The sequence below is a fragment of the Streptomyces sp. Tek67B01 genome, assembly GCF_055231995.1.
The window spans coordinates 190793-215284 of record NZ_JBUYUY010000002.1; the positions used below are offsets into that span (position 1 = coordinate 190793).

Genomic DNA, 24492 nt, shown 5'->3' on the forward strand with positions numbered 1-24492 from the left:
ATCATCCCGGACGCCGGGGTGCGAGGATCGAAGGTCAAGTCACCTCGCCGACACCGGACATGAGAGGTCATCAGTCATGGCAAACCCCGCCGACACCGTGTACGACGTGGTCATTCTGGGAGGCGGTAGCGGGGGCTACTCCTGTGCGCTGCGCGCGACCCAGCTCGGGCTGACGGTCGCCCTCATCGAGAAGGGGAAGCTGGGCGGCACCTGTCTGCACAACGGCTGCATCCCCGCGAAGGCCCTGCTGCACGCCGGCGAGGTGGCCGACGCGCTGCGCCGGAGCGAGTCCTTCGGCGTGAAGGCGACCTTCGAGGGCGTGGACATCGCCGAGGTGAACGCGTACAAGGACGGCGTCGTCGCCGGCCTGTACCGCGGGATCTCGGGCATGTTGAAGGCGCGCAAGGGGCTCACCCTGGTCGAGGGCGAGGGCCGCCTCCTCTCCCCGACCGCCGTCGAGGTCGCCGGCACCCGCTACGAGGGCCGGCACATCGTGCTCGCGACCGGCTCGCAGCCGCGGTCGTTGCCCGGCCTGACCATCGACGGCGACCGGGTCGTCTCCTCCGACCACGCCCTGTTCCTCGACCGCGTGCCGGAATCGGCGATCGTGCTCGGCGGCGGGGTCATCGGCGTCGAGTTCGCCTCCGCCTGGACGTCCTTCGGGGTGGACGTCACCGTCGTGGAGGGCCTGGCGCACCTCGTGCCCGCCGAGGACGTCGAGATCTCCAAGGCGCTGGAGCGCGCCTTCCGCAAGCGCAAGATCAAGTTCGAGCTCGGCTCCCGCTTCTCCGGAGTGGAGTACACCGAGACGGGCGTGCGGGTCTCCCTGGAGAACGGCAAGCAGATCGAGGCCGACCTGTTGCTGGTCGCCGTTGGCCGCGGACCGGTTTCCGCCGGCCTCGGCTACGAGGAGACCGGCGTCGCCATGGACCGCGGGCACGTCGTCGTCGACGAACTGCTGCGCACCAACCTGCCGACCGTCTCGGCCGTCGGCGACCTCGTCCCGACACCCCAGTTGGCGCACGTCGGCTTCGCCGAGGGCGTCCTGGTCGCCGAGCGCCTCGCAGGCCTGCCCGTCACCCCGATCGACTACGACGGGGTCCCGCGCGTCACCTTCTGCGAGCCGGAGGTCGCCTCCGTCGGTCTCACCGAGGCCAAGGCCAAGGAGTTGTACGGCGAGGACAGGGTCGTCGTCGGCAAGTTCAACTCCGCGAGCACCGGCAAGTACAAGATCCTCAAGTCGGCCGGTGAGGTGAAGCTGGTCCAGCTCCAGGACGGGCCCGTGATCGGGCTGCACATGATCGGCTCGCGCGTCAGTGAGCAGGTCGGGGAAGCCCAGCTGATCTTCAACTGGCAGGCCAGGCCGGGCGAGGTGGCGCAGCTCGTCCACGCGCACCCGTCGCAGACCGAGGCCTTGGGCGAGGCCCACCTGGCCCTGGCCGGGAAGCCGCTGCACGTCCACGGCTGAGCCGCGGCGCGGCGGTGTGCGGCGGCCCCCGCCCCGCGCCGCCGGGCGGACGTCCGCCCGTGCGGGGGCTCAGGGCGTCAGGAGCAGGGCCCAGGCCAGCAGGCCGGTGGCCGCCGTGCACAGCAGCGTGCGTACGACGTTGGCCCGTACCCACGGTCCCTCGAAGGCACGGCGGACGGCGGCCGGGTCGGCGATCCGTGCGGGCGGACCGGCCTTGTCCAGGGCGTTGTTCAGCGGGATGTTGACCCGGCCCGTGACGGCCATCGCGGCGAGGCAGCACACGAACGCCCCCGCCAGCGGCACCAGGACGGCGCCCCGGGCGGACAGGCCGTGCAGGACCAGGGCGAGGCCCGTGAAGAGCAGGGCGCCGATGTATCCGAGGACGAACCAGCCGTTGAGGATGGCGACGTTGATGCGCTGCATCACCTCGATGACGGTCCGGTCGTCGGTGCGCCGCAGGGCGGGCATCACGGACACGGCGAACCCGTAGAACAGGCCGCTGACCAGCCCCATGGCGATCGTCGCGGCGACGAGCGACACCAAACGTGCCATTTCCATACGGGTGCTTCCCCCCGGTAGACCGGCCCCCCACGCGTTCCGCCGATCCTACGGGCCCCTCGTGTCGCGGCCCGGGGCGGACGCCGGTCGAAGCGCGCGGCTCCGGTGGGACGCGATAAGGAGTCGAGGGGCGTTCCAGGGGGCGGAAGCCCTCTCCACGCCCGTGGCGACGCACGGTACTCTCCGGCCTGGGCCCGCACGCCCGCTGCCACCCTCCGAGAGGAAACACGCCGTGAAGGACCCCAAGGACAGGCTGGACGCACTGCGGGCCGACATCGAGCGCCGCAACCCCGCCCAGCCCGAGTTCCACCAGGCCGTACGGGAAGTCCTGGACACCCTTGCCCCGGTGTTCGCCGCCCGCCCCGAGTACGCCGACCCGGCCGTCGCGCTGGTCGAGCGGATCACCGAGCCGGAGCGGCAGATCCTCTTCCGCGTGCCGTGGACGGACGACCGGGGCCGGGTGCAGGTCAACCGCGGCTACCGCGTCGAGTTCAACAGCGCGCTGGGCCCGTACAAGGGCGGCCTGCGCTTCCACCCGTCCGTGGACATCGGCGTGGTGAAGTTCCTCGGCTTCGAGCAGATCTTCAAGAACGCCCTGACGGGCCTCGGCATCGGCGGCGGCAAGGGCGGAAGCGACTTCGACCCGCACGGCAAGTCCGACGCCGAGGTGATGCGTTTTTGTCAGTCGTTCATGACGGAGCTGTCCCGTCACATCGGTGAGCACACCGACGTCCCCGCCGGTGACATCGGCGTCGGCGGCCGCGAGATCGGCTACCTGTTCGGCCAGTACCGGCGCATCACCAACCGCTGGGAGGCCGGCGTCCTGACCGGCAAGGGCCAGGGCTGGGGCGGTTCCGCGATCCGCCCGGAGGCCACCGGCTACGGCTCGGTGCTGTTCGCCGCGGAGATGCTGAAGGTCCGGGGCGAGTCCCTGGACGGCCTGAGCGCCGTGGTCTCGGGCTCCGGCAACGTCGCCCTCTACACCATCGAGAAGCTCCAGCAGCTCGGCGCCAACCCGCTGACGGCCTCCGACTCCTCCGGCTACGTCGTCGACGACAAGGGCATCGACCTCGCGCTGCTGAAGCAGATCAAGGAGGTCGAGCGCGGCCGTATCAGCGAGTACGCGGCCCGGCGCGGGGCTTCGGCCCGCTTCGTGCAGGGCGGTCGGGTGTGGGAGGTCCCGGCGGACGTCGCGTTCCCCTCGGCCACGCAGAACGAGCTGGACGTGGAAGACGCGCGCACGCTGGTCGCGGGCGGTGTCAAGGCCGTCTCCGAGGGCGCCAACATGCCGACGACGCCGGAGGCGGTGCGGGTGCTCCAGCAGGCGGGCGTCGCGTTCGGTCCCGGCAAGGCGGCGAACGCGGGCGGCGTGGCCGTCAGCGCGTTGGAGATGGCGCAGAACGCGGGGCGCGTGGCGTGGGGGCGCGAGCGGGTGGAGGACGAACTGGCCGCGATCATGCGGTCGATCCACGCCGTGTCGTACGAGACCGCCGAGCGCTACGGGGCGCCGGGGGACTACGTGACCGGAGCGAACATCGCGGGCTTCGAGCGGGTGGCGGACGCGATGCTGGCGCAGGGCGTCATCTGACCCCCGCCCGCACGCCGTGAGCCTCAGGCCGGGCCCGTTCGCGAGGCCGTCCGACGCGCGGGCCCGGCCGGGGGTGCCGGGGCAGGGGGGCGTCAGTGCGCCACGAGGTCGGCGAGCAACTCCGCGGCGGGCTTCGGGTGGACGAGCCAGCGCCAGTGACTCCCGTCGAGCGTCCGGACGTCGAAGGGGTTGTCGGGGGTGAGCGCGTCGGCCTCGCGGATCATGCGGTCCTGGGCCGCGAGCGGAATGCTGGCATCGGCAGCCAGGCGCACATAGGTCTTGGGAATCCGGCCCCAGGTCGCGGCCTGCGCCCGGTCGGCGGAGGTCCCGACGTCGAGGTTCTCATCGGGCTGGAAGGTGTTCATGAAGGTCCGGAACTCGTCATCGGTGAGGTCGGCGGCGAACACCTCCTTGAACCCGGCGAGCGCCGCCGGGTCGGCGGTACGGAAGTTGGTCCGGAGCAGACCGAGTTCGACCGGGTTTCCGACGAGCGAGGAGGCGAAGACCATCGGGTCGACGGCCGCCATCTCCGGTTGGGCGTAGTAGTCGTTCACGTCCAGATCGACGGGACACCAGGCGCAGACGTAGACGATCCGGTCTATCAGCTCGGGCCGGGCGTTGGCGACGGCGGTGGCCGTGACGCCGCCCCTGCTGTGGGCGACGAGGACGGTGGGCCCGTTCCGCTTGGCCCGTTCGAGGACCTCGATCACGCGGGCCGCGTTGTCGGCGAGCGTGACTCCCTTGATGCCGCCCGGTTCCGCGGCGAGTGCGTCGAGGTCTTGGGGGGCCTGGTAGTTCGCGGGGAAGGTGGCCTCGAAACCGTGGCCCGGGAGGTCGACCGCGAGCGAGCGGTGCCCGTGGAGGGCGAGCTCGGCCTGTAACGGCGCGAACGAGAACGAGTTCGCGAAGGCCCCGTGAACGAATACGAATGTCGGCGAATTCTGCATGCCTCAGCCTCCAACAGAACGATCTTCGGAGCAAGATCCCCCCGGGGGGCCGGGGGGCCGGGGGGCCGGGGGGCCGCCCGGGCGCCGGGTGCGGGGGGTCGGGTGCGGCGCCGTCGCGCTGCGCGGCCCGGCTGCGCCGGGCTGTGCGGGGGGCTCCGCCCCGCGCCCCGCGCCTCAAACGCCGGCGGGGCTGGTTTTTGGGGCGGTGGTGGGGCTGGGTTGGGCCCCGCGCCTCAATCGTCGGCGGGGCTGGTTTTTGGGGGCGGGGTAGGGGATGGGTCGTAGCCTGGGGGGACTACTACCGAGGAGTCGCGCTTGCTTACCGCACTGAACGGGGTGTACGGGGACCGGCCCGATGCCATCGGCGTCGCCGGTCGGGTCTGCTCGTACGAGCAACTGCTGGGCGCCGCGAGGGCGGTGGCGGCCGATGCCACCGACACCGGGGCCCCGGCCTTCGCCGTCACCGCGACCGCGTCGCTGGAGACGGTCGCCGCCGCGGTCGGCGCGCTGCTGGCCGGGGTGCCCCTCGTACCGCTGCCGCCGGACGCCGGGCCCGCCGAGCGGGAGCACATCCTGCGGGACTCCGGGGCGGTCGAGATCGACGTCGACTTCGCGCGCAAGGCCCCCGACCGCGGACACCGGCCCGCCGCCGACGGGGACCCCGCGCTGATCCTCTACACCTCCGGCACCACGGGGCCGCCCAAGGGGGTGGTGCTCACGGCGGCGGCCATCGCCGCCGACCTGGACGCCCTCGCCGAGGCTTGGCAGTGGAGCGCCGAGGACACCCTCGTGCACGGCCTGCCCCTGTTCCACGTGCACGGCCTCGTCCTGGGCGTGCTCGGCGCGTTGCGCACGGGCAGCCGCCTCGTGCACACCGGGCGGCCGACCCCCGAGGCCTACGCCGCGGCCGGCGGCAGCCTGTACTTCGGGGTGCCGACCGTCTGGTCCCGCATCGCGGCCGACCCCCGCGCCGCCGCCGCCCTGTCCGGGGCCCGGCTGCTCGTCTCCGGCAGCGCCGCCCTCCCCTCGCCCGTGTTCCGCGACCTGGAGGCCCTGACCGGCCACCGGCCCGTCGAGCGGTACGGGATGACCGAGACCCTGATCACCGTGAGCGGTCGCGCCGGCGGCGACGTACGCCCCGGTACGGTCGGCACCCCGCTGCGCGGTGTCCGTACCCGCATCGCCGCCGAACCAGGCGCCGAGATCGGCGAACTCCAGCTCACCGGGCCCACCTTGTTCTCCGGGTACCTGGGCCGGCCGGAGGCGACCGCCGCCGCGTACACCGAGGACGGGTGGTTCCGTACGGGCGACATCGCCGCCGTCGACGAGGACGGCGTCCACCGCATCGTGGGCCGGGCCTCCATCGACATGATCAAATCGGGCGGCTACCGGATCGGCGCGGGCGAGATCGAGAACGCCCTGCTCGACCACCCCAAGGTCAGCGAGGCCGCCGTGGTCGGCGTCCCGGACGCGGACCTCGGGCAGCGCATCGTGGCCTTCGTCGTCGCCGAGGGCGTCACCGGCGACGAACTCACCGACTTCGTCGCCGCGCACCTGTCGGTGCACAAACGCCCCCGCGAGGTGCGCTTCGTCGCGTCGCTGCCGCGCAATGCCATGGGCAAGCCGCAGAAGCGGCTGCTGCTCACGGACGGGGCCGGCGTCGGCACGGGCGAGCGCCGGTGAACGGGTTCGACCGCGCCACCCGCACCACGGGCAGTCCCTGGCTGCGCCGCTTCGACGCCGGCCCGTCCTCGCCGGACGCACCCGTCATCGTGCTGCTCCCGCACGCCGGCGGCAACGCCGCCTACTACCGCCCGTTCTCCCCGGCGCTGTCCGCGCACGCCGAGGTGCTCATCGCCCAGTACCCGGGCCGTCAGGAGCGGTTCCAGGAGCCGGTCCCGGAACGCGTCGCGACGCTCGTCGACGGTCTCGAGGAGGCGCTGCGGCCCTGGCGGGAACGGCCCTTGACCGTGTTCGGGCACAGCATGGGCGCGCTGGTCGGCTACGAGCTCACGCGCCGCCTGGAGCGCGCCGGCGCGGCCCCGCGCGGGTTGATCCTGTCGGGGCGCCGCTCGGCGCTCCTGCACCGCGAGGAGGACGTCCACCTCCGGGGCGACGACGCCCTGATCGCGACGCTGACCGCACTGGCGGGGACCGACGCCCGGCTGTTGGCCGATCCGGCGTTCCGGGAGCTGATCCTCCCGGCGCTGCGCGGCGACTACAAGGCGGTCGAGACCTACCGGCACGCGCCGGGGCCGCCGCTGCGCACGCCCGTCAGCGTGCTGATCGGGGAGTCGGACCCGCGCGTCGGCGTCGCCGAGGCCATGGCCTGGCGGGAGCTGACCGAGGGCGCCTTCACCTTCCGCTCTTTCCCGGGCGGCCACTTCTATCTCGTCGACCGGCGCGACGCGGTGACCCGCGCCGTGATCGAGGACCTGGCGGCCTTCACGGCCCGTCCGGCACCGGCCGGTTCATCGGGGTAGCCGGGGGCTCTCGACGGGTGGCCGGATCGCGGGAGTTGATCTGGGCAGGGTGGGCGGGCGTGAGTACGTTGCACGCATGGATCAAACGGCTGGCGCTCCCAGAACCGATCACCGCGCCCTCATAGCGGCTTCCGTCACCGTCGTGATGTGGGCCTCCGCATTCGTCTCCATCCGTGCTTCGGCCCAGCACTTCGGGCCCGGCGCCCTTGCCCTGGGCAGGCTGCTGACCGCGTCGATCGCGCTCGGCGCGGTGCTGCTGGTCAAGCGGGTGCCGCCGCCGTCGCGGCAGGCCTGGCCGGGCATCCTCGCGTCCGGCGTGCTGTGGTTCGGCCTCTACATGGTGGCGCTGAACTGGGGCGAGCAGGGCGTCGACGCCGGCACCGCGGCGATGGTCGTCAACATCGGTCCCCTCGTCATCGCCCTGCTGAGCGGATGGCTCCTGGGGGAGGGTTTCCCGCCGAAGCTGCTGGCGGGGATGGCCGTCTCCTTCGTGGGCGCGGCCGTCGTGGGGATGTCCACCTCCAAGGGCGGCTCCTCCTCCCTGACCGGCGTGCTGCTCTGTCTGCTCGCCGCGGTCACCTACGGGGCCGGCGTGGTGTCGCAGAAGCCGGCGCTGCGGTACGCGAGTCCGCTCCAGGTGACCACGTACGGCTGCTTCGTCGGTACGGCGGCCACCCTGCCGTTCGCCGGACAGTTGTTCACGCAGCTTCCCGAGGCGCCGCTGACCGCCACCCTCAACATGGTGTACCTGGGCCTCTTCCCGACCGCCCTGGCCTTCACCACCTGGTCGTACGCGCTGTCGCGCACCACCGCCGGGAAGATGGGCGCGACCACCTACGCGGTGCCGGCCGTGGTGGTGCTGATCGCCTGGCTGGTCCTGGACGAGGTGCCAGGCTGGCTTACCCTGCTGGGCGGCGCGATCTGCCTCTGCGGTGTGGCGGTGTCCCGTACGCGGGGCGCGCGCCCGGCTCCGGCGGCGGTCCCGCCCAAGGAGGCCGCCGACCGGCCGTGAGCGGCGGCGCGTGAGGTGCCGGGAGGGCGGCGGGATGTCCCGCCGCCCTTTTCTCATATGTGGAACAGCCCAAATCCCAGACCGAGCGGTCCGTTTTTGAGTGACCGTCAGGTTGAATCGGTGGGTCGCTTGCGGTCGTTGTGGAGTGCTGCGCGGGTGAGCGTCGAGCATGCGGCGGTGTTCCCCGCGATAACCCCGAATTAAAACAGCGCAGTTGGTTTGATATTGACAAACCGTGGGGCCTGTTTTTTACTGAGGCAGGCGCATCCACGGACAGGGGAGTACGGGTGGACATCGAAGTACTTGGCACACTGGCGGTGCGGGAGCACGGAGTCTCCATCACGCCGACCGCCCTCAAGCCGCGGCAGGTCCTGGCGCTGCTGGCGCTCCACGCCGACCAGGTCGTACCCGTATCGGCCCTCATAGAGGAGCTGTGGGCGGGCGAACCGCCGCGCAGCGCGCGCACCACACTGCAGACCTATGTGCTCCAGCTCCGGTCCCTGATCACCACCGCCCTCGAACGCGGCGGCGAAGAGAACCGGACCGCGAAGGACGTCCTCGTCACCCTGCCCGGCGGCTACCTGCTCGACAGCAACGGCGGCACCAGCGACGTCCGTGAGTTCGACCGGCTCGCGGGCCTCGGCTACCGCGCCATGGACTCCGGCGACCACCCCGACGCGGCTCGTCTGCTGCGCGAAGCGCTGGCCCTGTGGTCCGGGCCCGCCTTCGCCGACGTGGCGGGCGGCGTGCAACTGGACATGGAGTGCCGCCGTCTGGAAGAAACCCGGCTGTGCGCCCTCGACCAGCGCATCGAGGCGGACCTGCGCCTGGGCCGACACCGCGAGCTGCTCGCCGAACTCACCGTCCTGGCCAGCCGCTACCGCACCCACGAGAACCTGCACGGCCAGTTCATGCTCGCCCTGCACCGCTCCGGCCGCCGCGGCGAAGCCCTCGACGTCTACCAGCGGCTGCGCGCCACCCTCGTGCGCGAACTCGGCATCGAGCCGTCCGTGGCCCTGCGCAGGCTCCAGCGCTCGATCCTCATGGCCGGTCCGGAAGCCGCCGCCGGCGCGGTCGGCGCGCCCGCCCAGACCGTCGCGTCCGCGCAGAACCCCGACGAACGGCTCGTCCGCGTCGGCTGAACCGCCCCCGCGGGGGCTACCGGGACCACCGGGATCACCGGGGCATGGTGCGGGGCCGGAAGCGGTTGATGGCGTCGAGGTGTTTGGCGCGGGTTTCGTGGTCGCGTATGCCGAGGCCTTCCTCGGGGGCGAGGGCGAGGACGCCGACCTTGCCTTGGTGGAGGTTGCGGTGGACGTCGTAGGCGGCCTGGCCGGTTTCCTCCAGGGTGTAGACCTTGGAGAGGGTGGGGTGGATCTTGCCCTTGGCGATGAGGCGGTTGGCTTCCCAGGCTTCGCGGTAGTTGGCGAAGTGGGAGCCGATGATGCGCTTGAGGGACATCCACAGGTAGCGGTTGTCGTACTCGTGCATGTAGCCGGAGGTGGAGGCGCAGGTGGTGATGGTGCCGCCCTTGCGGGTGACGTAGACGGACGCGCCGAAGGTCTCGCGGCCGGGGTGTTCGAAGACGATGTCGATGTCCTCGCCGCCGGTCAGTTCGCGGATGCGCTTGCCGAAGCGCTTCCACTCCTTGGGGTCCTGGGTGTGTTCGTCCTTCCAGAACTTGTAGCCCTCGGCGTTGCGGTCGATGACGGCCTCGGCGCCCATGGCCCGGCAGATGTCGGCCTTCTCGGGGGAGGAGACGACGCAGATGGGGTTGGCGCCGCCGGCGAGGGCGAACTGGGTGGCGTAGGAGCCGAGGCCGCCGCTGGCGCCCCAGATCAGGACGTTGTCGCCCTGCTTCATGCCGGCGCCGTTGCGGGAGACCAGTTGGCGGTAGGCGGTGGAGTTGACCAGGCCGGGGGAGGCGGCCTCCTCCCAGCTGAGGTGTTCGGGCTTGGGCATCAGCTGGTTCGACTTGACCAGTGCGATCTCCGCGAGACCGCCGAAGTTCGTCTCGAAGCCCCAGATCCGCTGCTCGGGGTCGAGCATCGTGTCGTTGTGGCCGTCGGAGGACTCCAACTCCACCGACAGGCAGTGCGCGACCACCCGGTCACCGGGCTTCCAGGCGTTGACACCGGGACCGGTGCGCAGCACGACACCCGCGAGGTCGGAGCCGAGGACGTGGTAGGGGAGGTCGTGGCGCTTGGTCAGCTCCGACAGGCGCCCGTAACGCTCCAGGAACCCGAATGTCGGCAACGGCTCGAAGATCGAGCTCCACACGGTGTTGTAGTTGACCGAGGAGGCCATCACCGCGACGAGCGCCTCACCCGGCCCCGGCTCGGGCGTCGCCACCTCCTGGAGATGCAACGACTTCCGCGGGTCCTTCTCCGCGCTCGCCATCCCCTCGAACATGTCCGTCTCGTCCCGACGCACCACGTTCCCCCGGTACGAGTCCGGCAGCGCCAGCGCGGCGACGTCGGCCGGTGTCGTGTCGTCGGAGAGCAGGGCATTGACGATCTCGTCCACGTGAATTCCCTTGCGCGTAGAGGGGACGGTTCCGGACAGGGTAGAGGCGTCCACAGGCCCGTGACACCGCACTTATCGCAATCCGGAGAAACCCGCCGGAAGAATTGACACGGCGCTGCGACCTGCCTCCCCGTAGGCGACGTATGCGGTGATTGTGCAGGTCAGGCTGGGTGTGATCGTTTTTTCAGCGGGCCCGGTCAAGAAATCCTGGAAAGGCGCTGGATCATTCGGGGAAGCGCCCCCGTGTTTCGCTACCGTTCAATGTCCGAGACCGAAAATCGACGGAATGCGACCAGGTGCGGAGGAAACTGTGAAGATTCAGGTTCTGGGTCCGTTGAGTGCCGAGGTCAACGGGGGCTCGATCGTTCCGACCGCCGGGAAACCACGCCAGATCCTGGCGCTGCTGTCCCTGTATCCGGGACGGGTGGTCCCCGTCCCCACCCTCATGGAAGAGCTCTGGCGGACGGAACTCCCGCAGAGCGCCCTGACCACCCTCCAGACCTACATCCTCCAGCTGCGCCGGCGCCTGGGCACGGCCATGGGTCCGGGCGCTCCCGCCGGCGCCAAGGATGTCATCGCCACCCGGCATGGCGGCTACCTGCTCCAGATCGCCCCCGAGGCCGTCGACGTCCACGCGTACGAGACCCTCGTCCGCGCCGGCCAGCGGGCCTTCGACTCCGGTGACGACGCGGGCGCGGCGGCCCGGCTGCGCGAGGCGCTCGCCCTGTGGCAGGGGCCGGCGCTGGTCGACGTACACGTGGGACCCGTCCTCGGCATCGAGGTCCTGCGGCTGGAGGAGAGCCGGCTCGTGACGCTGGAGCGGCGCATCGACGTCGACCTGCGGCTCGGCCGGCACGCCGAACTCATCGTGGAACTGACCGGGTTGATCGCCCGCCATCCGCAGCACGAGGGTCTGCACTCCCAGGCGATGGTCGCCCTCTACCGTTCCGGCCGGCAGGCCACCGCCCTCGACGTGTACCGCCGGCTGCGCGCCCGGCTCGTCGAGGAGCTCGGCGTCGAACCGAGCCCCCAGCTCCAGCGCCTGCACCAGGCGATGCTGACCGTCGACCCGGCCCTCGACGTCATCGCCGGACCGCGCCGCTCCTCCACCTTCGACCTCTTCGCCGCGTAGCGTCCCGACGCCCGCGCCCGACGCCCGCGCCCGAGGCCCGCGCCCGAGGCCCGCGCCCGACGCCCGCGCTCCGACGCCCGACCGAGGTTCGAGGCGCCGTCGACCGGCTCTCCGGCACCTCCCGCGATGGTCGGAGGCCGGGGGTCGAGAGAGGTGTGAGCCGATGTCAGGTGAGCGTGTGCGTCAGACGTCGTACGTGGTGGAGGTGGCGGCGCCCGCCGGGGTGGTCTACGCCCTGCTCGCGGACACCACCCAGTGGCCGCTGTTCATCCCGCCGAGCATCCACGTCGAACGGCTGGACTTCGACGGCACCCACGACCGCTTCGGCATGTGGGCCACCGCCGGCGGCACCGTCACGTCCTGGATCTCCCGCCGGTCCCTGGACAGCGCCGCCCGGACCATCGACTTCCACCAGGAGGTCCCGGCGCCGCCCGCGACCTCGATGGGCGGCCGTTGGGCGGTCGAGGAGCGGGGCCCCGGGCGGTCCCGGCTGACCCTCCTGCACCACTTCACCGTCGCGGACGACAACGAGGCCGACGCCGACTGGGTCACCCGGGTCACCGACGCCAACAGCGCCGCGGAACTGGCGCGGCTCAAGGAGACCGCGGAGCGCTGGACGCGCCTCGACGACCTCCTGCTCACCTTCGAGGACTCCGTGCGCGTCCGGGGTCCTCACGAACTCGTCTACGAATTCCTCTACGGTGCCGCCGACTGGCCCGCCCACCTGCCCGAGGTGCTGCGCGCCGACGTCCGCGAGGACCGCACCGGCGTACAACTGCTGACCCTGGACACCCGCGGCCCGGACGGCCGGACCCACACCGCGGAGTCCGTGCGCGTCTGCTTCCCGCACGCCGGGCGGATCGTCTTCAAGGAGACGCGGGGCCCCCTGCCGCTGGCCGCGCACACCGGCGAATGGTCGCTGATCCCCGACGAGAGCGGGCTGACCGCCGTGGCCCGCCACAGCGTCGTCCTGCGCGAGGAGGACATCGAGGGGTCCCTCGGCCCGGGCGTCGACCTCGCCCAGGCCCGCGACCACGTACGCCGAACCCTGGGCGCCGCGAGCACCGCCACGCTGCACCGCGCCCGCCGGTACGCGGAGTCCGCCGTCCGCGTCCTCACCCCGGGACGATGACCCCGCCTCCGCCACACCCGCAGGGGCTGCCGCGATCCGATTCCCGTTCGGATCGCGGCAGCCCTTTTTTGCTTTCGGACGCCTCCCGCCTTTCACCGCGCGCGTCACACCACGTACGTGGCCTCGTTGCGGCCGAGCAGATAGCCGAGCTGTAATCGGTTGAGCGCCCCCAGTTCCTGCTTGATGGCCGCGATGTGCGCCTGGAGAGAGCGCTCACTGATGCCGATCCGGCGGGCGATCGCCTTGTCCGAGTAACCCTCCACGAGCAGTCTGCTGATGGACTCCCGGATGGCGGGGACCACCTCGTCGGCCGCCTTGGCCGCGTGCAGCGGAACGAACGGAAAGGGCTTGGCGCGGTCCCAGGCCTTGTCGAAGGTGTCGCGCAGAAAACGGATTATGGTGGGTTCGGTGATGGATATGGCGGTCGTGCGTTCGTCGTTCGCCGGAATGAAGGCGACGTCGTCGACGATGATGAGCCGGTCGAAGAATTCCTCCAGGGTTCTTACCTGCGCCCCGTATTCGGTGACCGTGCGCACGTAGTCCTTGGTCGCCTCGTCGAAACGCGTGGTGTGCTGGTAGAGCGTGCGCATGGAAATGCCCGCCGCGATCTGCCGGCGTACGGACTCCAGCGCTTCCTTCAGTACCGCGCTCGGCCGCGCCCCGTCCGGCTGGGCGGTCAGGATGTCCCGGCGCACCGCGCCCAGCGCTTCGTCGATCGCGGACGCGATGCTGCCCAACCCGTGCAGGTAGCGCACTCCGGGGCCGACGATCTGCTCGTCCGGTCCCGCCGCCGTCTCGGGGAGGGCTGCCGTGCGCGTGGCCTGCTGTGCGGCTTCCTGAGCCAGCAGGCCGAGGTGCGTTGCGAGTTCTCGCAAGAATGCCTGCGGCTCCTCCTCCGCGGGCGCACGCGGCTCCTCCGGTGCGCCACTTTGTGTGGATCTGACGTATTTGACTACGTCCACACGCCACCTCTGTCTGTCCGGTATGTGGGTCTTCGGGGTGATTGAGACCCCGTGGATTCCCGCAATGCGGAAACCGGAGCCATCGTAGGTCTACCTCGGGATCTCCCGGCAGAGGAGATTTGGTCTCACCGCAGGAACACACACCGAGAAGGCGCCGAGCGGATCACCGCAGCCACACACCGGATTCGGACTTCCGTTTCCAGGAATGGCCAAAAGGCGAAAACGACTGAGGGGCTGGGGAAATGACGAAGAACCAGATGGTTACCGGTGAGGCCGGCCGTGTTTCCGGAATCCGCGGACGAGTGCTTCTGGCCGCCGCCGGACTCGCCCTCGCACTGGGAACGGTCGCCACCGGCGTCGCCCAGGGCGCCCTGGCCGACGCGTCCGACACCCACCTGCGCCTCGGTGACGTCGGCTGGAACCACACGACCCCCCACGTCCTCGCAGATGGCGCCGGTGACGTCGGCTGGAACAACCCGAAGCCCGGCACCACGCCCGCCCCCCAGCCCGCCAACCCGGGTGACGTTGGCTGGAACTGACCCCCACCGGCATCCCGTCCTGCGCTTCCTCCCCTCCCACCCCGCCCGACCGGCAAAGGAATGGCTGATCTTCGTGGCTGCGTCCCCCTGGTTCCTGACCTCCGAGACCGCGCCCGGCGCCACCCCCGCCGCCGACCGCGCCGACGCCCGCCCCCGCGTCTACTGCTTCCCGCACGCCGGCGGCAACCCGCGTACCTTCCTCGACTGGCAGGACGGCATGGGCGACGACGCCCGGATACTCGCCGTCTGCCCACCCGGCAGGGGCCACCGCTTCCGTGAGCCCGCCGCCGCCACCGTCGCCGAACTGGCGGACGGAGCCGCCCTCGCCATCGCCCTCGACGCGGCCCCCGACCGGCCCTTCGTCCTCTTCGGCCACAGCTTCGGCGCGGCCCTCGCCTTCGAGGTCGCCCGCCGCCTCGACGGCGTACCCGGCCTCGCCGCCCTCGTGGCCTCCGGCTGCTCCGCCCCCTCCCTGTTGCCCACCCCCCGCGTGGTCGAGGCGGCCCGGCTGGAAGGCCGCCGGTTCACCGAGGCCGTCGGCTTCTTCGGCGGGCTTCCGCCCGAGGTGCTCCAGGACGAGGCCATGCAGGAACTGCTCCTGCCCCACCTGAAGGCCGACTTCGCGATGGTCGCCGGCTACGAGTACCGCCCCGCCGGGCCGCTGCGGGTGCCGCTCACCCTGCTCAACGGCATCGACGACCCGCACGTCACCACCGCCTCCCTCGCCCCCTGGGCCCGCGAATGCCCGGGAGAGCCGGCCCGCCACTGGGTCGACGGAGGCCACTTCTACTTCGAGGGCCGGCCCCACACCGTCACCGACGTACTGCGCCCACTGGCCCGCGGCGCCCGCCGGGAAGCCGCGACGCCCGCCCGGGATGAGTACGTTGAGCTGATCTGACCGCAGGCCGAGCACCAGCGAGGACACCGTGAACCACAGCACCGACGCCCACCACCCCCGATCCCAGTACGCCCGTGCCGTCGCCTTCCGCGACCTGCACGACGGCCCCGGCCCGTTCGTCGTCCCCAACCCCTGGGACGCCGGAACCGCCCGCATCCTCGCCTCCTTCGGCTTCGCCGCCCTCGCCACCACCGGCGCCGGACTCGCCCACAGCCTCGGCCGCCCCGACGGGGCCAACCAGGTGGGCCGCGCCGAACTCCTCGCCAACGCCGCCGCGATCGTCGACGCCACGGGCCTGCCCGTCACCGCCGACCTGGAGAGCGGCTTCGGCGAGCGCCCCGAGGACATCGCCGAGACCATCCGGCTGGCCGCCGCCGCCGGTCTGGTCGGCGGCTCCATCGAGGACTCCACCGGCCGCGACGAGGACCCCGTACGCCCCCTCGGCGAAGCGGTGGAGCGCGTCGAGGCGGCCGTCGAGGCGGCGAAGGGGCTCGACTTCCCCTTCACCGTCACCGCCCGCGCCGAGAACTTCTTCCAGGGCCGCCCCGACCTCGACGACACCATCCGCCGTCTCCAGGCCTACGAGGCCGCCGGCGCCGACGTGCTCTACGCCCCCGCCCTGCCCGACGCCGAGGCGATCCGGGCCGTCTGCTCCGCAGTCTCCCGCCCCGTCAACGTCCTGATGGGCGGCGCGCTGAAACTGTCCGTCGCCGACCTCGGAGCCCTCGGCGTACGCCGGATCAGCACCGGCTCCGCCCTGTCCCGCGCCGCCCTCGGCGCCCTCACCCGGGCCGCCCGCGAGATCGGCGAGCACGGCACCTTCGGCTTCGGCGCCGACGCCCTCCCGTACGCGGAGGCCAACGCCCTGCTGGCCGCCGCCGTCCCGACCGTCCCGACCGTCCCGTCCGACGACCGAGAGAGCGATCCGGCACCGTGAGCCTTCCTCCCGCGGCCTTACCCGCCGTCCACCTGTCCGCGCCGCGCTACGTGCTCGGCGAACAGGTCGCCGACCACACGAGCATCGTCAACCTCCCCGAACGGGCCCGCCAGTTCAAGATGGCGCCACGGGCCGAGCTGTGGGGCTGGGGCAGCATCCGCAGGACCGCCAAGAGCCTGGAGGCCCTCGCCGTCGAGAGCGCCCGCGCGACCGTGGCGGCGGCGGGCGTCGACCCGGCCGGCATCGACTGTCTGATCCTGTGCTCCACCCGCTTCCCCGGTGGCCCGCGCACCCACGGCGGCTTCGTCGAGAAGGTGATGAACGGCATCGGCCTGGTCGACGCCGCCGTCACCGGCCTCACCCTCAACCGCTGCACCAACCTCCTCACGGGCATCCGCACCGCGCACGCCCTCGTCGCCGCCGGAACCCACCGCCGGGTCCTGGTCGTCACCACCGACCGGGTCACCGACGAATCCGTGCGCATGGAGAACTTCGCCCTCTTCAGCGACGGCTCCGCCTCCTGCCTGATCTCCGCCGAGCGCCTCGGCGCGGACACCTACGAGATCCTCGCCGGCGCCGCCGCCCAGGACCCCACCTCCCTCGACTGGTCCCACGAGATCAGCTCGGAGCTCGCCCGCGCCGTCAACCGGCGCATCCTCGACGCCGTCGGGATGAAGCTCGACGAGATCGACGGCCTGTTGCACCCCAACCTCTTCAAGCCCCTCATAGCCCTCAAGGAACGCCAGGCCGGCTTCACCCGACAGCAGCTCCACCTCGACAACATCACCCGCTTCGGCCACTGCTTCGCCGCCGATCCGCTGATCAACCTCGTCGACCGCCACGGTGCCGGGGAGCTCCGCCCCGGCGGCCACTACCTGCTGGCCTCAAGCGTCCCCGGCTCCCGCGTCGGCGTCCTGCTGCGGGGGCCCGCGTCCGTCACCCCGGACCGGGGGGAGAACTGAGATGACCACCGCGCCCTCCATCGACAGCGCCCGCACCCGCCCCGCGCCCGCCTTCCCGCTCCCCGACCTGACCACCTCGTTGCCCGCCGGGCCCGTCGAGGCGAGTCCGGCCGCCCTCGCCGAGGCCGAGCGGATCACCGCCGCCGCGCCCGCCGAGCTGTTCCGCCGCCTGCTCGCCGACCAGGAGAGTGAGAGCGCTCTCCTCGCCGCCCGCCGCGTCCTCACCGCGTTCCTGACACCGGAGGCACAGGCCGGGGACGTACACGCTTCGGACATCCAGGCCCCGGACGCCCAAGGCCCCGACGCCGATGCCTTCACCGACGCCGATGCCTTCACCGACGCCGATGCCTTCACCGACGCCGACGCCGACGCCGTCGCCGCCGATGTCCTGGCCGCCCGCGCCGAACTCGCCGCCGCCCTCGGCCCCCTGCGCGACCACGAGGACCCCGAGATCCGCGCCGCCGTCCTGCGCCAACGGGCCCCCCTCGCGCTGACCGGCGGCTGCTGGCTGGACACCGTCTCCCAGGCCGCCACCCAGCCCGCCGAGATCGTCGGCCGCCTCTTCGGCCAGCACTGGCTGCTCCAGGGCCAGGGCACCGCCGAAGCCGGTCAGCTCGCCCGCCGCCGCCGGACCCTGGCCGGGCACGGCGTGTACCTGCCCGAGGTCGAGGCCGCCGGCTTCCTGCGCGACACCGGGGCCCGCCCGCTCACCGCCCTGCACGCCGCCTTCCGCGTGGCCCTCTCCCGCCTGCCCGCCGCCTTCCTGCCCGAGGTGGTCGGCGTCCACTACGCCGCCCACGCACTCGGCGTGGACGAACTCCTCCTCGGCGGCGAGCCCATGCTGGCGGAGGACGACGTACGGCCCCTGCTGGCCGAGTACCTCGCCTTCACCGCGCACTCCCCGACCGGGCCCGAGGACCGCCGCCGCGCCGTGGCGGCCGTACGCCTGCTCGTCCGGCTGGAACGCGAGCACACCGAGGCGCTGACCGCACTGGCCCGCCGACAGGAAGGGCTGTCGCTGGACGACAAGGTCGCCGCGATCGTCGCCCGGCACGCCCCGCACGCCGGCCGCCAGCACCGCGCCGTCCGCCTCGGCACCCGCAAGCTCACCGACTGGCTGGACGACGAACACCTCGACGCCGCGGCCTTCGTCGCGGAGTTCCGCACCGCCCGCCAAGTGCGCCCCGCCCGTGACGGCGGTCCCTGCCGCTTCCTGAAGTCCATCAAGTTCGGCGGCCCCATGTTCGGCATCTTCGACGAGCGCGAGGCGGCCGTCTTCACCGCCTGGACCCGCTCCATCGCCGCCGGGGAGCCCGCCGGACCCCTCAGCGGTCCCGAAACCGCCGGGGACGAAGCCGCCCGCCACTGGAGCGCCCGCCTCGCCGCCGCCCGCCCCGCGGCTCTGGTGGTCCGCGAGGCCGCCCCGGCCCCCGACGACCGCGCCTTCTTCCACCGACTCGTCAACTTCGAGCGCTACCCGAACGTCCTGCCCCTGGCCCGGGCCCGCGCCGAATCCGGCCTCGCCGACGCCGAACTGCTCTTCACGCACGGCGCCGGGGGCCTGCTGACCAACGCCGAGTACTTCGACTACACCCCCGAGGCGCTGCTGGAACGCGTCGAGCGGATCTACTGGGACAAGCTCGTCGACCCGTACGAGCCGCTCACCGAGATCCCCGATCGCGACCAGGTCATCTTCGAGCAGTCGACCTACGCGCTCGGCAGCCTCATCGACGGCACCTGGGCCCACCGCGTCGCCAACCTCGGCCGTCGCGGCCGGCGCGCCGACGACATGCTCTTCTCCATCTACGCCGACGAGATGGGCCGCGGCGACATGGCGAAGAACCACATCACGATCATCCACAGGGTCCTCGCCGGCATGGACATGGACCTGCCGCACATCCGCCAGGACGCCTTCCTCGACCAGGGCGACCTGCCCGACCACCTGTACGGCTTCTCCGTCCACCAGGTGTGTCTCTCGCTCTTCCCCGACACCCTCTACGACGAGATCCTCGGCTACAACCTGGGCATCGAGATGTTCGGCCTCGGCGCGATGCGCCTGCACGAGATCCAGAAACTGCGCCGCCACGGCCTCGACATCTCCTACGAGGAAGCGCACCTGTCGATCGACAACTTCTCGGCGGGCCACGCCCGCCAGTCGGCCGAGATCGTCGTCGCCCACCTGGACGACGTCCGCCGGGCCTCGGGCGGGGAAGCCGTCCGGCACGCGTGGCGCCGCGTCTGGCGCGGCTACGCCTCCTTCGCCTACTTCGTCGAACACGCCCTGGTCAAACGGGTGCGCTCGGCGCAGGCCGGTCCCACCACCGCCCCGGCCGCCGCCGACCTGGTCATCTGAGGAGCCCCGCCGTGGAACTGACGACGAGTTTCGACCCCGAGGTCCTCGACCTCCCCTTCTACGACGACGGCCACCGCCGCCTCGCCACAACCGCCGGGACCTGGTGCGACAGCAACCGCGTGCTGTGGGAGGAGGTCCGGGACCTGGACCCCGACGCCGCGGGCCGCCGACTGGTGCGCACCCTCGGCGACGCGGGCTGGCTGGCCGCGCTCGACCCCGCGGCCGGCCCCGCGGAGGACCTGCGCGCCGTGTGCCTGCGCCGCGAGGCCCTCGCCTACGCCGAGGACCTGGCCGACTTCGCGTACTCCATCCAGGCACTGGCCGCCACACCCCTGCTGCGCTTCGGCAGCGAGGCCCAACAGCGCCGCCACCTGCCGGGGATGGCCGCCGGGACCACGATCGGCGCCTTCGCCGTCTCCGAACGGGAGGCCGGTTCGGACGTGGCCGCCGTCGGCCTGGAGGCCGTCCGGGACGCGTCGGACGGCTCGTACGTCCTCAACGGGCGCAAGGCCTGGATCGCCAACGGCACCATCGCGGACCTGTTCGTCGTCATCGCCCGCACCGGCCAGGGCCCCGGAGCGCTCGGGCTCTCCGCGTTCCTCGTCCCCGCCGACACCCCCGGCCTGCGGGCCGAGCGGATCGACGCCATCGCCCCGCGCTCCTTCGCCCACCTGGTCTTCGAGGACTGCCGGCTGCCCGCCGACGCCGTACTGGGGCGGCCCGGACGGGGGTTCGTGGTCGCCGTGGACCTGCTGGAGCGCTTTCGCACCACCGTCGGCGCGGCCGCCATCGGCTTCGCCCGCCGCGCCTTCGACACCGCCCTCGCGCACACCCGGGAGCGGGAGGCCTACGGGCAGACCCTGTTCGACCTCCAGCTCGTCAAGGCGTCCCTGGCCGACATGGAGGTGCGACTGAACGCCTCCGCGCTGCTGGTGGCGCGCGCCGCCTGGGAGACCGACCGGGGCAACCGCCGGTTCGCCCGGCACTCCAACATCGCCAAGGTCCACGCCACCGAGGCCGCCCAGGGCGTGGTGGACTCCGCCGTGCAACTGCTCGGCGCGGCGGGCGTCGTCCAAGGCGCCGTCACCGAGCGGCTGTACCGGCAGATCCGGTCGCTGCGCATCTACGAGGGCGCCTCGGAGGTGCTGCGGATGGCCATCGCCGGCTCGCTCGACATGCGCCGCGCCGCCCGAGCGGCAGCCTGACCCGTACGTGTTCACCCCGGCAAGGAGCAGGACGTGACCAGCACCACCACACCGATCGAGGCGGTCCGCCTCCCGGACCCCTACCCCTTCTACGCGGCCCTGGTGGCCGAGCGCCCGTTCGCCTACGACGAGGCGCTCGGGGCCTGGGTGGCCGCCGACGCGGCCGCCGTACGGGCGGTGCTGGCCGGCGACGCGCTGCGGGTGCGGCCGCCGGCCGAGCCGGTCCCCGCCGGGATCGACGGGACCGCGGCGGGCGAGGTCTTCGGCGACCTGGTGCGCATGACCGACGGTACGACGCAGGGCCGGCTCAAGGCGGTGGTGGTCGACGCCCTGGCCCGCGCCGACACCGGCCACGCGGCCGCTCTGGCCCGGGAGTTCACCCGGGAGGCCCTGGCGGCGGGCGGCGACGTCCCCTACGAGGAGCTGATGTTCGCCGTCCCCGCCCGGGTCGTCGCCTCGCTCAGCGGCCTGACGGACGGCGCCGACCGGGAGGCCGCCCGCGCCATCGGCGACTTCGTCCAGTGCATCCCCGCGACCGCGACCCCCGCGCAGCAGGAGGCGGCGGCCACGGCGGCGGCCCGGCTGCGCGAGCTGCTGGCACCCGGTCTCACGGAGCGGGGCGACGGGCTCCTCGCCGAGCTGGTCCGCGCCGCCGACCGGGCGTCGTGGCCGCACCGCGCCCCGCTGCTCTCCAACGCCGTCGGGTTCCTGTCCCAGACCTACGACGCCACCGCCGGCCTGATCGGCAACACCCTGGTCGCCCTCGCCCGCGGGGCGTCCGCCGCGGCCCGGGCCGACATCGAGGCACTGGTGCGCGAGGTGGTCCGGTACGACGCCCCGATCCAGAACACCCGCCGCTTCGCCGCCGAACCCTTCGTCCACGCCGACTCGAAGGTGGAGCCCGGGGGGCAGGTGCTGGTCGTCCTCGCCGCCGCCAACCGGGACCCCGCCGTCAACCCGGACCCGCACGCGCTGCACCCCGGCCGGGTGAATCCGGCGGTCTTCACCTTCGGGGCGTCCGCCCACCGCTGCCCGGGCGAAGCGCTCGCCGTGGCCCTCGCCACCGCCGTCGTCACCGAACTCCTCGCGGCAGGCTTCTCCCCGTCCACCTTCCCCTCGACCCCGGCCTACCGCCCCCTGGCGAACGCCCGCATCCCGCTGATCTGAGCCCACCGGGCACCCGACCACCGGACCGCAACCCCCGTCACACCGCACCCCCGTCACAGAGCAATGGCCGGGGGCCTCCCACCCCCATGCCTCCCGATAGGACAAAACGTAAGATGTCGGACAGCACTCACCTCTGGATGCGGCACGAGGCCCGCCCCACCGAACGCCGCGCGCCCCTCACCCCCGCCGACGCCGGCCACCTCGTCGCCCAAGGCCTGCGCATCACCGTCGAAGCCAGCGACCAGCGCGTCTTCCCCCTCGCCGACTACACCGCCGCGGGCTGCGCGAGCGCCCCCACCGCCTCCTGGCACGAACAGGCCCCCGACGACGCCTACGTCCTGGGCCTGAAGGAACTCCCCGACGCCCGCACCCCGCTGCGCCACCGGCACGTCTACTTCGGCCACGCCTACAAGGGGCAGGCCGGCGCGGCCGACCTACTCTCCCGCTTCACCGCCGGCGGCGGCGCCCTCCTCGACATGGAGTACCTCACCGACGACCGCGGCCGCCGCGTCGCCGCCTTCGGCTACTGGGCCGGCTACGTCGGCGCGGCCCTCGCCGTCCTGCACCGCCGCGGGCGACTGGCCGCCCCCCTGCGCCCCACGGACCGCCCCGCCCTGGACGCCCTCCTCGCGGCCGCCGCCCCCGAGGACACGACCACCGCCCTCGTCATCGGCGCCCTCGGCCGCAGCGGCCGAGGCGCCTGCGACGCCCTGACCACGGCCGGCCTCACCCCCACCCGCTGGGACCTGGCCGAGACCCGCGCGCTCGACCGCGCGGCCCTCCTCGCCCACGACGTCCTCGTCAACACCGTGCTGACCACCGACCCCGTGCCGCCGTTCCTCACCAAGGCCGATCTCGACGACCCGGCCCGCCGGTTGTCCCTCGTCTCCGACGTCACCTGCGACGTCACCTCCGACCGCAACGTGCTGCCCGTCTACGACGAGACCACCACCTGGGACGAGCCCGTCCGCGCCCTGCGCGCCGACACCCCCCGCCTCGACCTCATCGCCATCGACAACCTGCCCTCGCTCCTCCCCGTCGAGGCCAGCACCGCCTTCTCCGCCGAACTCGCCCCGCACCTGGCGCGCCTGGCCGAGTGGGACGGCGTCTGGTCCCGAGCCCTGCACACCTTCGAGACGGCCGTCCAGGCCCAGGAGACCCACCATGTCCGATGACGCGACAGCCGCCTCCGGCACCGTCCACTGGATAGGCACCGGCCTGTCCACCGGCCGCTCCGGCCTCTCCCTCGTCTGCGACAGCGCCGCCCGCGTCGTCCTGTGGGACCGCACCACCGAGCGAGCCGCCGCCCGACTGGACGCGCTCGGCCTGACCGGACGCGCCGAAGTGCGCGCCCTCACCCCCTCCGCCCCGGCCGCCCTCGCGGCCGAGGCGGCCCCGGGCGACGTCATCGTCTCCATGCTCCCGGCCGCCGAACACGCCCCGCTGCTGCGCCTGGCCCTCGAACGCGGCGCCCACTTCGCCTGCACCAGCTACGTCTCCCCGGAGCTCGCCGAACTCGCCGCGGACGCGGCGAACACGACCCGTACGGTCGTACTCACCGAGGACGGACTCGATCCCGGCATCGACCACCTGCTGGCCCACGACCTGGTGGCGCGGGGCCGCCGGGCCGTCGGCGAAGCACCGGCGACCGCCCGGTTCACCTCCTACTGCGGAGGCGTCCCGGCGGTGCCCAACGCCTTCCGCTACCGCTTCAGCTGGGCCCCGTACGGGGTGCTCGCCGCCCTCGGGTCCCCGGCCCGGTACATCGAGGGCGGTGCGGAGGTGACCGTCCCCCGCCCCTGGGAGGCGACCCGCACCCGGACCCTCGCGGGGGAGGACTTCGAGGTCTACCCCAACCGCGACAGCGTCCCCTTCGTCGCGCAGTACGGCATCCCCGACCACTGGAAGCCCGAGACCTTCGTCCGCGGCACCCTGCGCAACGCGGGCTGGCGCACCGCCTGGAAGGAGGTCTTCGAGACCGTCGCCGCCGAAGACCCCGCCGCCGTCCGCGCCCTGGCCGCCGAACTCGCCGCCCGTCACCCCACCACCGCCGACGACCGGGACCGCGTGGTCCTCTCCGTCGCCCTGGACCTGCGCACCGCCGACGGCGCGCACTGGCAGGGCTCCCACCTCCTCGACGTCACCGGGACCGAGGCCGAGTCCGCGATGGCCCGCTGCGTCTCCCTGCCCGTCGCCCACGGAGTGACCCGCGTCCTGGCCGGCGCCCTGCCCGCGGGCCTGGTCCGCGCCGCCGAAGGACCCGCCGAGACCGACCGCCGGCTCTCCTTCCTCGCCGCCCGGGGCCTCGGCGGTACGTACGCGGAAAGCACCGCCCCGGCCGCAGGCACCGCCCCGGCCGCCGGGACCACCTCCGCCACCCCGTCAGGAGCCACGGCATGACCTCGCCACCCCACCCGAAGCATTCGTCCTCACCGACGCCTTCCGGGTTTTCACCTCGGTGACCGGCAAGGAGACCACCGAGTCCGGCGCGCAGACGTTCGTGGAACTCGCCCACTCCGTCCCCAACGCCCTCGTGTGGCCGCTGGTCGGGGCCTGCTCCCTGCTCGCGACCCTGGCCGGCCCCGTCGCCGTACGCGACCGCCGGACCCGGACCGCCTGAGCC

General features: G+C 72.7%; 22 protein-coding genes. 18 read left to right on the top strand and 4 right to left on the bottom strand.

Annotation, left to right across the window (positions count from 1 at the left end):
* Positions 1-76 precede the first annotated feature (76 nt).
* Positions 77-1468: a dihydrolipoyl dehydrogenase gene (gene lpdA, locus ACV7NM_RS34350; RefSeq protein ID WP_463414326.1), complete on the top strand. Its 1392-nt coding sequence runs from the start codon at positions 77-79 to the stop codon at positions 1466-1468.
* Between the two features lie 69 nt (positions 1469-1537).
* Here lpdA and ACV7NM_RS34355 read toward each other — a convergent pair whose 3' ends face one another.
* Positions 1538-2020, bottom strand: coding sequence for an anthrone oxygenase family protein (locus tag ACV7NM_RS34355; RefSeq protein ID WP_463414327.1), 483 nt, complete (start codon positions 2018-2020; stop codon positions 1538-1540).
* Between the two features lie 238 nt (positions 2021-2258).
* Between ACV7NM_RS34355 and gdhA the strand changes: the two genes are divergently transcribed.
* Positions 2259-3614, top strand: a complete 1356-nt coding sequence (gene gdhA / locus ACV7NM_RS34360; protein WP_463414328.1) for an NADP-specific glutamate dehydrogenase — start codon at positions 2259-2261, stop codon at positions 3612-3614.
* Between the two features lie 92 nt (positions 3615-3706).
* Here the strand turns inward: gdhA and ACV7NM_RS34365 are convergent, their stop codons facing one another.
* Positions 3707-4561 carry an alpha/beta hydrolase gene (locus ACV7NM_RS34365; RefSeq protein WP_463414329.1) on the bottom strand — a complete coding sequence of 285 codons (855 nt, stop codon included), beginning with the start codon at positions 4559-4561 and terminating at the stop codon, positions 3707-3709.
* Positions 4562-4876: 315 nt separating this feature from the next.
* Between ACV7NM_RS34365 and ACV7NM_RS34370 the strand changes: the two genes are divergently transcribed.
* The 4 genes from ACV7NM_RS34370 (at position 4877) to ACV7NM_RS34385 (ending at position 9198) form a co-directional block, all read left to right on the top strand.
* Positions 4877-6244, top strand: a complete 1368-nt coding sequence (locus tag ACV7NM_RS34370) for an AMP-binding protein (RefSeq protein WP_463414330.1) — start codon at positions 4877-4879, stop codon at positions 6242-6244.
* Positions 6241-7044, top strand: a complete 804-nt coding sequence (locus ACV7NM_RS34375; RefSeq protein ID WP_463414331.1) for a thioesterase II family protein — start codon at positions 6241-6243, stop codon at positions 7042-7044. Before ACV7NM_RS34370 ends, ACV7NM_RS34375 begins: the two co-directional genes overlap by 4 nt.
* 76 nt (positions 7045-7120) lie before the next feature.
* Positions 7121-8056: a DMT family transporter gene (locus ACV7NM_RS34380; RefSeq protein ID WP_463414332.1), complete on the top strand. Its 936-nt coding sequence runs from the start codon at positions 7121-7123 to the stop codon at positions 8054-8056.
* 287 nt (positions 8057-8343) lie between these two features.
* Positions 8344-9198, top strand: a complete 855-nt coding sequence (locus tag ACV7NM_RS34385; protein ID WP_463414333.1) for an AfsR/SARP family transcriptional regulator — start codon at positions 8344-8346, stop codon at positions 9196-9198.
* A gap of 34 nt (positions 9199-9232) precedes the next feature.
* Here ACV7NM_RS34385 and ccrA read toward each other — a convergent pair whose 3' ends face one another.
* Entirely contained in the window at positions 9233-10582 is a 1350-nt protein-coding gene (gene ccrA, locus ACV7NM_RS34390) for a crotonyl-CoA carboxylase/reductase (RefSeq protein ID WP_463414334.1), read from the bottom strand.
* 310 nt (positions 10583-10892) lie between these two features.
* Here ccrA and ACV7NM_RS34395 point away from each other — a divergent pair, with 310 nt between their 5' ends.
* Together ACV7NM_RS34395 and ACV7NM_RS34400 are read left to right on the top strand one after the other, a co-directional pair.
* Positions 10893-11714 (top strand): AfsR/SARP family transcriptional regulator, encoded by an 822-nt coding sequence (locus ACV7NM_RS34395; protein WP_463414335.1) that lies wholly within the window; start codon positions 10893-10895, stop codon positions 11712-11714.
* A 178-nt stretch (positions 11715-11892) separates the two neighbouring features.
* Positions 11893-12846: an aromatase/cyclase gene (locus ACV7NM_RS34400; RefSeq protein ID WP_463414336.1), complete on the top strand. Its 954-nt coding sequence runs from the start codon at positions 11893-11895 to the stop codon at positions 12844-12846.
* A 104-nt stretch (positions 12847-12950) separates the two neighbouring features.
* On the opposite strand, the gene ACV7NM_RS34405 is transcribed toward ACV7NM_RS34400, so the two are convergent.
* Entirely contained in the window at positions 12951-13721 is a 771-nt protein-coding gene (locus ACV7NM_RS34405; protein WP_463414337.1) for a helix-turn-helix transcriptional regulator, read from the bottom strand.
* A 329-nt stretch (positions 13722-14050) separates the two neighbouring features.
* Between ACV7NM_RS34405 and ACV7NM_RS34410 the strand changes: the two genes are divergently transcribed.
* The 10 genes from ACV7NM_RS34410 to ACV7NM_RS34455 all read left to right on the top strand — a co-directional run bounded on the left by ACV7NM_RS34410 (position 14051) and on the right by ACV7NM_RS34455 (position 24489).
* A complete protein-coding gene (locus tag ACV7NM_RS34410) occupies positions 14051-14347 on the top strand; it encodes a hypothetical protein (protein ID WP_463414338.1) in 297 nt (98 codons plus the stop codon).
* 73 nt (positions 14348-14420) lie between these two features.
* Entirely contained in the window at positions 14421-15245 is an 825-nt protein-coding gene (locus tag ACV7NM_RS34415) for a thioesterase II family protein (RefSeq protein WP_463414339.1), read from the top strand.
* 28 nt (positions 15246-15273) lie between these two features.
* Positions 15274-16182 (top strand): isocitrate lyase/PEP mutase family protein, encoded by a 909-nt coding sequence (locus ACV7NM_RS34420; protein ID WP_463414340.1) that lies wholly within the window; start codon positions 15274-15276, stop codon positions 16180-16182.
* Positions 16179-17144 carry a 3-oxoacyl-ACP synthase gene (locus ACV7NM_RS34425; RefSeq protein WP_463414341.1) on the top strand — a complete coding sequence of 322 codons (966 nt, stop codon included), beginning with the start codon at positions 16179-16181 and terminating at the stop codon, positions 17142-17144. The genes ACV7NM_RS34420 and ACV7NM_RS34425 overlap by 4 nt, the downstream gene beginning before the upstream one ends.
* Position 17145: 1 nt before the next feature.
* Positions 17146-19497 carry an iron-containing redox enzyme family protein gene (locus ACV7NM_RS34430; protein WP_463414342.1) on the top strand — a complete coding sequence of 784 codons (2352 nt, stop codon included), beginning with the start codon at positions 17146-17148 and terminating at the stop codon, positions 19495-19497.
* 17 nt (positions 19498-19514) lie between these two features.
* Positions 19515-20702, top strand: coding sequence for an acyl-CoA dehydrogenase family protein (locus ACV7NM_RS34435; protein ID WP_463414482.1), 1188 nt, complete (start codon positions 19515-19517; stop codon positions 20700-20702).
* A gap of 33 nt (positions 20703-20735) precedes the next feature.
* Positions 20736-21869: a cytochrome P450 gene (locus ACV7NM_RS34440; RefSeq protein WP_463414343.1), complete on the top strand. Its 1134-nt coding sequence runs from the start codon at positions 20736-20738 to the stop codon at positions 21867-21869.
* Positions 21870-21982: 113 nt separating this feature from the next.
* The gene (locus tag ACV7NM_RS34445; RefSeq protein WP_463414344.1) at positions 21983-23044 is read left to right on the top strand and encodes a saccharopine dehydrogenase; all 1062 of its coding nucleotides are present in this window, start codon (positions 21983-21985) and stop codon (positions 23042-23044) included.
* Complete coding sequence (locus tag ACV7NM_RS34450) at positions 23034-24269, top strand: saccharopine dehydrogenase C-terminal domain-containing protein (RefSeq protein ID WP_463414345.1); 1236 nt, start codon at positions 23034-23036, stop codon at positions 24267-24269. The genes ACV7NM_RS34445 and ACV7NM_RS34450 overlap by 11 nt, the downstream gene beginning before the upstream one ends.
* A gap of 58 nt (positions 24270-24327) precedes the next feature.
* The gene (locus ACV7NM_RS34455; RefSeq protein WP_463414346.1) at positions 24328-24489 is read left to right on the top strand and encodes a hypothetical protein; all 162 of its coding nucleotides are present in this window, start codon (positions 24328-24330) and stop codon (positions 24487-24489) included.
* Positions 24490-24492: the final 3 nt, after the last annotated feature.

What these genes read in the sequence shown, in the direction of transcription:
- ACV7NM_RS34450 (WP_463414345.1), top strand. Translation starts at nt 23,034, where the DNA reads ATGTCCGATGACGCGACAGCCGCCTCCGGCACCGTCCACTGGATAGGC.
- lpdA (WP_463414326.1), top strand. Translation starts at nt 77, where the DNA reads ATGGCAAACCCCGCCGACACCGTGTACGACGTGGTCATTCTGGGAGGC.
- ACV7NM_RS34355 (WP_463414327.1), bottom strand. Translation starts at nt 2,020, where the DNA reads ATGGCACGTTTGGTGTCGCTCGTCGCCGCGACGATCGCCATGGGGCTG.
- ACV7NM_RS34445 (WP_463414344.1), top strand. Translation starts at nt 21,983, where the DNA reads ATGTCGGACAGCACTCACCTCTGGATGCGGCACGAGGCCCGCCCCACC.
- ACV7NM_RS34365 (WP_463414329.1), bottom strand. Translation starts at nt 4,561, where the DNA reads ATGCAGAATTCGCCGACATTCGTATTCGTTCACGGGGCCTTCGCGAAC.
- ACV7NM_RS34380 (WP_463414332.1), top strand. Translation starts at nt 7,121, where the DNA reads ATGGATCAAACGGCTGGCGCTCCCAGAACCGATCACCGCGCCCTCATA.
- ACV7NM_RS34430 (WP_463414342.1), top strand. Translation starts at nt 17,146, where the DNA reads ATGACCACCGCGCCCTCCATCGACAGCGCCCGCACCCGCCCCGCGCCC.
- ACV7NM_RS34410 (WP_463414338.1), top strand. Translation starts at nt 14,051, where the DNA reads ATGACGAAGAACCAGATGGTTACCGGTGAGGCCGGCCGTGTTTCCGGA.